Origin of the sequence: Escherichia sp. MR, assembly GCF_005280595.1 — a bacterium.
GTDB lineage: Bacteria > Pseudomonadota > Gammaproteobacteria > Enterobacterales > Enterobacteriaceae > Escherichia > Escherichia ruysiae.
On sequence record NZ_SZVK01000051.1, the window covers coordinates 22331 to 29985 of the forward strand.

The following is a 7655-nucleotide window of genomic DNA, read 5'->3' on the forward strand; positions in this document are numbered from 1 at the left end:
GCTTAGTCCGCGACGTGCGGATTCACACAGTTCTTCTCAACCTTCCCCTGCAACGCATTAATCAAATTATCCACGGCACAGGCAGCCATGCCATAACGCGTCTCATGGGTGGCTGAACCAATATGTGGTACTGCAACGACATTTGTCATTGAGAGCAACGGCGAATCTACTGGCAATGGCTCTTGTTCGAAGACATCCAGACCAGCGGCGTGAATTTCCCCTTTCTGCAACGCCGCAATCAGTGCATTTTCGTCAACTACCGGCCCACGCCCTGCATTAATGAAAATGGCGGAGGATTTCATTTTGGCGAATTGTTCTGCGCCAAACAGGTGATGAGTTTCTTCAGTTAGCGGCAGGATCAGGCAAACGAAATCTGATTCTTGTAACAGCGTATCCAGATCGCAGTAGCGGGCGTTAAAGCGTTCCTCTGCTTCTTTATGGTGGCGGCGCGCGTTATAGAGAATTGGCATATTGAAGCCAAAGTGCGCGCGCTGTGCCAGGGCCATGCCGATCCGTCCCATCCCGACAATGCCCAGTGTTTTATGGTGAACGTCAACGCCGTACCAGTCCGGGCCGATATTGGCGGTCCATTCGCCAGCTTTTACGCGTTCCGCCACTTCCACAATCCGACGCGCTGTACACAGCACCAGCGCCATCAGCGTATCGGCGACGGTTTCCGTTAACACGGTTGGCGTATGCATCAGCAGGATTTTTCGAGCGTTAAGCGCATCGACGTCGAAATTGTCATAGCCGACGGAGACAGTTGAAGTGGCACGCAGTTTTGGCATTTTTTCCAGTAATGCGGCATCAACATTCTCGTTTGAACCCAGTAAACCTTCAGCTTCGGCAAAAATCGCCGCGTTTTGTTCAATGGTTTGTGGATTGAGGTCTGCTACCTGGTGAACGGTGAAATGCTCTTGCAGGCGTTGCAGTAGATCATCAGGTAAGGCTTTGTAGAGGATAACGGACGGCTTCATTCTTCTCTCCATTCACTGATAAGGCGATCACCTTAGCCTGAAATATGATGAAGGAAAACTGAAGAATGCCAGGTGATTTCTGCATCACCCGGCATGAAAGGGATTAGAGCGGGCTTAAAGTGATTTCTACACGGCGGTTTTGCGCCTTACCTTCAGCGGTGCTGTTGCTGGCGATCGGATTAGCCGGGCCAAGACCCTGAGTACGGATGCGGCTGGCGTCCACACCCTGGGTGATCAACGCGCTGGCAACGGAATCCGCACGCTGCTGGGAGAGACGCATGTTCAGGTCGTGACCACCCGTGCTGTCGGTATAACCAATCACGTTAACTGCCGTTTTTGGGTACTCTTTCAGCACCATTGCCACGCCAGTCAGCGTGTTAGCACCGGCTGGTTTAAGGGTCGCGCTGCTGCTGTCAAAGGTCACATTGTTCGGCATGTTAAGGATAATGTTGTCCCCGCTGCGGGTTACGCTAACGCCGGTGCCGCGCATTTTGTCACGCAGCTTCGCTTCCTGTACATCCATATAATAACCAACGCCACCGCCCAGTGCCGCGCCTGCTGCTGCGCCAATCAGCGCGCCTTTACCGCGATCTTTCTTCGAAGAAGAGAGCGCGCCAATACCCGCGCCAACGAGAGAGCCCAGACCTGCGCCGATAGCAGATTTGCCTGCTTCACGTTCGCCGGTGTAAGGGTTAGTTGTACAGCCAGATACCGCCAGAGCGCCGCTCACGACGGCAGCAATAAGATAAACACGTTTCTTCATTGTTAATCCTTAATAACCTTTTTATTCTTGTTCACGGGTGCCGTGGCGGGAGATTATGCCGTGTGAACATGAAGATTATTCCTGGGAATACTCGGAAATTTGTAAGTAATATTTAACTGCCCAATACATCTAACCTTTCAGGAGCCTTCGGTTTGGCCAATTCATCCTCACGTTATTCCGTTCTGACTGCCGCCCACTGGGGACCCATGCTGGTTGAAACCGACGGTGAAACAGTTTTTAGCTCGCGTGGCGCGTTAGCGACAGAGCTGGAAAACTCCTTGCAGAGCGCGGTTCGCGACCAGGTTCACAGCAATACGCGGGTACGATTTCCAATGGTGCGCAAAGGCTTTCTCGCGTCACCAGAAAACCCGCAAGGCATTCGTGGGCAGGATGAATTTGTTCGCGTGAGTTGGGATGAGGCGCTGGATCTTATTCACCATCAACATAAACGTATTCGTGAGGCTTATGGCCCAGCATCGATTTTTGCTGGTTCCTACGGCTGGCGTTCAAATGGCGTCTTGCATAAAGCGTCAACTTTATTACAACGCTATATGGCGCTGGCAGGCGGTTATACCGGGCATCTGGGGGATTATTCGACCGGCGCGGCACAGGCGATCATGCCGTATGTCGTGGGGGGCAGCGAAGTTTATCAACAGCAAACCAGTTGGCCGCTGGTGCTGGAACATAGTGATGTCGTGGTGTTGTGGAGTGCTAACCCTCTCAATACGCTGAAAATTGCGTGGAATGCATCCGATGAGCAGGGACTTTCTTACTTTTCTGCATTGCGTGACAGCGGGAAAAAGCTGATCTGCATTGATCCAATGCGATCGGAAACCGTCGATTTCTTTGGCGATAAAATGGAATGGATAGCCCCCCATATGGGCACGGATGTTGCGCTAATGCTGGGGATCGCCCATACGCTGGTGGAAAATGACTGGCACGACGAAGAGTTTCTGGCGCGTTGCACCACGGGTTATGACGTCTTCGCCTCCTATTTGCTGGGCGAGAAAGACGGAATAGCGAAAACTGCCGAATGGGCGGCGGAGATTTGCGGCATTCCACCCGAGAAGATTCGCGAGCTGGCGGCTATTTTCCACCAAAACACTACGATGCTGATGGCGGGATGGGGAATGCAGCGCCAACAGTTTGGTGAGCAAAAACACTGGATGATCGTCACGCTGGCGGCAATGTTGGGGCAAATCGGCACACCCGGCGGCGGCTTTGGCCTTTCTTACCATTTTGCCAATGGCGGCAATCCGACCCGCCGCGCTGCAGTGCTTTCTTCCATGCGAAGTAGTTTGCCCGGCGGCACCGATGCGGTAGATAAAATCCCCGTTGCCCGTATTGTTGAAGCATTAGAAAACCCCGGTGGCACATATCAACACAACGGTATGAACCGACATTTCCCGGATATTCGTTTTATCTGGTGGGCGGGTGGTGCCAACTTTACCCACCATCAGGATACCAATCGTCTGATTCACGCCTGGCAAAAACCAGAGCTGGTGGTGATCTCCGAATGCTTCTGGACGGCGGCGGCAAAACACGCTGATATCGTTCTCCCTGCGACCACGTCGTTTGAGCGTAATGATCTCACCATGACCGGCGATTACAGCAACCAGCATCTGGTGCCGATGAAACAAGTGGTGCCACCGCGTGGTGAAGCACGTAATGATTTTGATGTTTTTGCTGAATTAAGCGAACGGTGGGAAAAGGGCGGCTACGCGCGATTTACAGAAGGGAAAAGTGAGTTGCAATGGCTGGAAACGTTTTATAACGTCGCCCGGCAGCGTGGGGCAAGTCAGCAGATACAATTGCCACCATTTGATGAGTTCTGGGAAGCCAACCAATTCATTGAGATGCCGGAAAACCCAGACAGCGAGCGGTTTATTCGCTTCGCTGATTTTCGCCGCGATCCGCAGGCGTATCCGTTAAAAACCGCCAGCGGCAAGATTGAAATCTTCTCACAGCGTATTGCCGATTACGCTTATCCGGATTGCCCAGGGCATCCAATGTGGCTGGAGCCGGACGAATGGCAGGGCAATGCAGAACCGGAACAGTTGCAGATACTTTCTGCTCACCCGGCACATCGTCTGCACAGTCAGCTGAATTACAGTTCCTTGCGCGAATTGTATGCGGTGGCAAATCGTGAACCTGTCACCATTCACCCAGAAGATGCGCGGGCGCGGGGTATACAAGATGGCGATACAGTTCGGGTGTGGAACTCGCGTGGACAAATCCTTGTCGGAGCCGTCATTAGCGAAGGTATTAAACCTGGCGTGATTTGTATTCACGAAGGCGCGTGGCCAGATCTTGATTTATCTGCTGGCGGCATTTGTAAAAATGGTGCGGTTAACGTGCTAACTAAAGACCTTCCCAGCTCGCGGCTGGGGAATGGCTGTGCGGGTAACACGGCGCTGGCATGGCTGGAAAAATATAATGGCCCGGAGCTGTCGCTTACGGCGTTTGATCCGCCTGCCAATCCATAATCCAGGTAGGGAGTTGGGTTTCCTCCTGCCATGCGCAGTCGACAATATGAAACCCCTGCGCATGGTAAAAATCTATCGCCGGTTGGTTTTTTTGATAAACCTCCAGCAACAAATGGGGATGGCGCTGCTGTACATGTTGCATCAGCGCCTTACCAATGCCGCGTCTGATGGCCTTCGGTGCGACAAACATCGCTGCCAGAAACCGGCCCTCCATAATGCTGACAAAACCGAGAAATTCACCATTGTCTTCCCACACCCAGTTTTGCGCGTTGGCTAGATATGCATCACGCACCAGCGGAATGCAGTCACGCCAATAGCTTGTTTCTATAAAGGGATGTCCCCAGCTTGTGCTTTCCAGCCATAACTCCAGAATCGCGGGCAGTTCCGAAAGCAGTGCTTCCCGAATCATGATTTGTTCCCCGGATGGCAACAGCAGCTAACCACATGATCATTCACCAGCCCACATGCCTGCATAAAGGAGTAACAAATTGTCGTGCCAACAAACTTAAAGCCGCGTTTTTTCAGAGCCTTGGAGAGCGCGTCGGAGGCGGGCGTTGAAGTAGGGATTTCGCTCAATGTTCTGGCTTGTGTCACTTGTGGCTGGTGGTTTACGAACGACCAGACAAAGTCGGCAAACGGTTCGCCGTTTTGCTCCATTTGCAGGTAAGCGCGCGCATTGCCGATAATGGCCTGGATTTTTCCACGATGGCGGATAATCCCGGTATCCTGTACCAGTCTTTCGATATCGTCTTCCTGCATTGCCGCGACCTTGACGGGATCAAACTGATGAAAACAAGCGCGATAATTTTCACGTTTTTTGAGGACGGTAATCCAGGATAACCCAGCCTGTTGTCCTTCAAGGCAGATCATTTCGAACAGTTTTTTACTGTCGGTTTCAGGCACGCCCCACTCATTATCGTGGTAGGCAATATAAAGTGGGTCCTGACTCACCCAGCCGCAACGTTCCATACTTTCCCTCGCTATATACCAGACCGTAAAAATTTCAGCCGCTTTTCTTGACGCATCGGTGAAAAAGTCAATATTTAATACAGGGCTACTATGCCCGATATCCTTCATACAATGACAATAATATTGCCGAATTCGGCTCTTTTCTGGAGTCGTGTTAATGATCATAAAAAAATGCGGTGGCCACTGGACGTTAAGTTTGCTGGCGAGCGTTGTAATCAGTTCTCTTTTTCTCAACACAGCTTATGCCTGGCAACAAGAATATATCGTTGATACGCAGCCTGGGCATACTACGGAGCGTTATACCTGGGATAGTGATCACCAACCTGATTACAACGATATTTTGTCGCAACGTATTCAAAGTAGCCAAAGGGCGCTGGGACTGGAAGTCAATCTGGCGGAGGATACGCCTGCCGATGTGACCAGCAGTATGAGTATGGGCTGGAATTTCCCTTTATATGAACATGTTACAACAGGCCCAGTCGCCGCATTGCATTATGATGGTACGACCATTTCGATGTATAACGAGTTTGGCGACAGCACTGCAACGTTGACCGATCCGTTATGGCATGCCAGCGTCAGTACATTAGGCTGGCGTGTTGATTCCCGGCTTGGTGATTTTCGTCCCTGGGCGCAAATCAGCTATAACCAGCAATTTGGTGAGAATATCTGGAAGGCTCAATCAGGCCTGAGCCGCATGACGGCGACAAATCAGAACGGCAATTGGCTTGATGTGACTGTGGGAGCCGATATGTTGCTTAACCCACATATTGCCGCTTATGCCGCGTTATCTCAGGCAGAAAACAGCAACAATAATAATGATTATTTGTATAGCATGGGCGTTAGCGCCAGATTTTAACTTGTCATTTACAATTTGAACCCGCGTATAACAATCATTGTGTTGATAGTGGGTACTAACTGACACAATTATTATTGTGGTGAATATTTGTCACGTCATTCATTCCTGAACTAAGGCATTTCATTCCGTTCTGATGGCATTTCATGCCGTTTTTCCCCTGGCATAAAGTGCACTTCGATATGGTTGTCGGCAGAGACCTTTCCTTTTTATTAATGCAGGAACACTGCCATGACACCTTCCAACTATCAACGTACGCGCTGGCTGACGCTTATCGGTACTATTATTACCCAGTTCGCCCTGGGTTCGGTTTATACCTGGAGCCTGTTTAACGGTGCACTTTCCGCCAAACTGGATGCACCGGTAAGCCAGGTGGCTTTCTCCTTTGGCCTGTTGAGTCTGGGACTGGCAATTTCGTCTTCTGTCGCGGGAAAATTACAGGAACGTTTTGGCGTTAAACGCGTCACTATGGCTTCCGGTATTTTGCTGGGATTAGGCTTCTTCCTGACCGCGCATTCCAACAACCTGATGATGCTGTGGCTGAGTGCCGGTGTGCTGGTCGGTCTGGCAGATGGCGCGGGTTACTTGCTGACGCTCTCTAACTGCGTGAAGTGGTTCCCGGAACGTAAAGGTTTGATCTCCGCATTCGCCATTGGTTCCTATGGCCTGGGTAGCCTGGGGTTCAAATTTATCGACACGCAACTGCTGGAAACGGTCGGTCTGGAAAAAACCTTTATAATTTGGGGCGCGATTGCGCTGGTGATGATTGTTTTTGGCGCGACCTTAATGAAAGATGCGCCGAAACAGGAAGTCAAAACCCATAATGGCGTGGTGGAAAATGATTTCACCCTGGCAGAGTCGATGCGTAAACCGCAGTACTGGATGCTGGCGGTAATGTTCCTGACTGCCTGCATGAGTGGCCTGTATGTTATTGGGGTGGCGAAAGATATCGCGCAGAGTCTGGCGCATCTTGATGCAATTTCCGCAGCCAACGCAGTGACGGTCATTTCAATTGCTAACCTTTCTGGTCGTCTGGTTCTGGGTATTCTGTCTGACAAAATCGCCCGTATTCGGGTCATCACCATTGGACAGGTGGTTTCGCTGGTGGGCATGGCGGCACTGCTGTTCGCTCCACTCAATGCGTTAACGTTCTTCGCGGCGATTGCCTGCGTGGCGTTTAACTTCGGCGGCACAATCACGGTGTTCCCGTCACTGGTCAGCGAGTTCTTTGGACTTAATAATCTGGCGAAAAACTACGGTGTAATTTACCTTGGTTTCGGTATCGGCAGCATTTGCGGCTCGATTATCGCCTCACTGTTTGGTGGTTTCTATGTGACCTTCTACGTGATTTTCGCCCTGCTGATTCTGTCTCTTGCACTTTCTACGACTATTCGCCAGCCAGGGCAGAAGGTGTTGCGCGAGGTTCACGTCTAAAAATATCATTGTAAGAAAATGAAGGGGAGGGACGTGAGTTTCTCCCTTTTCCTATTTCAGAGTATAAATAGAACAATGTATTCTTTCTATGGATGCATGGTGATGCTGCCAACTTACTGATTTAGTGTATGATGGTGTTTTTGAGGTGCTCCAGTGGCTTCTGTTTCTATCAG

7 protein-coding genes are annotated in these 7655 nt (G+C 50.8%); 3 read left to right on the forward strand and 4 right to left on the reverse strand.

What is annotated here, in order from left to right; all coding sequences use genetic code 11:
- Positions 1-2 precede the first annotated feature (2 nt).
- Both ghrB and FC814_RS18240 read right to left on the reverse strand, forming a co-directional pair.
- Positions 3-977, reverse strand: coding sequence for a glyoxylate/hydroxypyruvate reductase GhrB (gene ghrB, locus FC814_RS18235; RefSeq protein WP_000805001.1), 975 nt, complete (start codon positions 975-977; stop codon positions 3-5).
- Positions 978-1080: 103 nt separating this feature from the next.
- Positions 1081-1740 (reverse strand): OmpA family lipoprotein, encoded by a 660-nt coding sequence (locus FC814_RS18240; protein ID WP_000747625.1) that lies wholly within the window; start codon positions 1738-1740, stop codon positions 1081-1083.
- Between the two features lie 152 nt (positions 1741-1892).
- Between FC814_RS18240 and bisC the strand changes: the two genes are divergently transcribed.
- A complete protein-coding gene (gene bisC / locus FC814_RS18245; RefSeq protein ID WP_137326275.1) occupies positions 1893-4226 on the forward strand; it encodes a biotin sulfoxide reductase in 2334 nt (777 codons plus the stop codon).
- Here bisC and FC814_RS18250 read toward each other — a convergent pair.
- The gene (locus FC814_RS18250) at positions 4195-4635 is read right to left on the reverse strand and encodes an N-acetyltransferase (protein WP_000617459.1); all 441 of its coding nucleotides are present in this window, start codon (positions 4633-4635) and stop codon (positions 4195-4197) included. The two genes, bisC and FC814_RS18250, sit on opposite strands and share 32 nt — an antisense overlap.
- Positions 4632-5195, reverse strand: a complete 564-nt coding sequence (tag, locus tag FC814_RS18255; protein ID WP_000438938.1) for a DNA-3-methyladenine glycosylase I — start codon at positions 5193-5195, stop codon at positions 4632-4634. The genes FC814_RS18250 and tag overlap by 4 nt, the downstream gene beginning before the upstream one ends.
- A gap of 157 nt (positions 5196-5352) precedes the next feature.
- On the opposite strand from tag, the gene FC814_RS18260 reads away from it, so the two are divergent.
- Together FC814_RS18260 and FC814_RS18265 are read left to right on the forward strand one after the other, a co-directional pair.
- Entirely contained in the window at positions 5353-6051 is a 699-nt protein-coding gene (locus FC814_RS18260; protein ID WP_137326276.1) for an autotransporter outer membrane beta-barrel domain-containing protein, read from the forward strand.
- A gap of 228 nt (positions 6052-6279) precedes the next feature.
- Complete coding sequence (locus FC814_RS18265) at positions 6280-7482, forward strand: MFS transporter (RefSeq protein WP_000189033.1); 1203 nt, start codon at positions 6280-6282, stop codon at positions 7480-7482.
- The last annotated feature ends 173 nt before the right edge of the window (positions 7483-7655 follow it).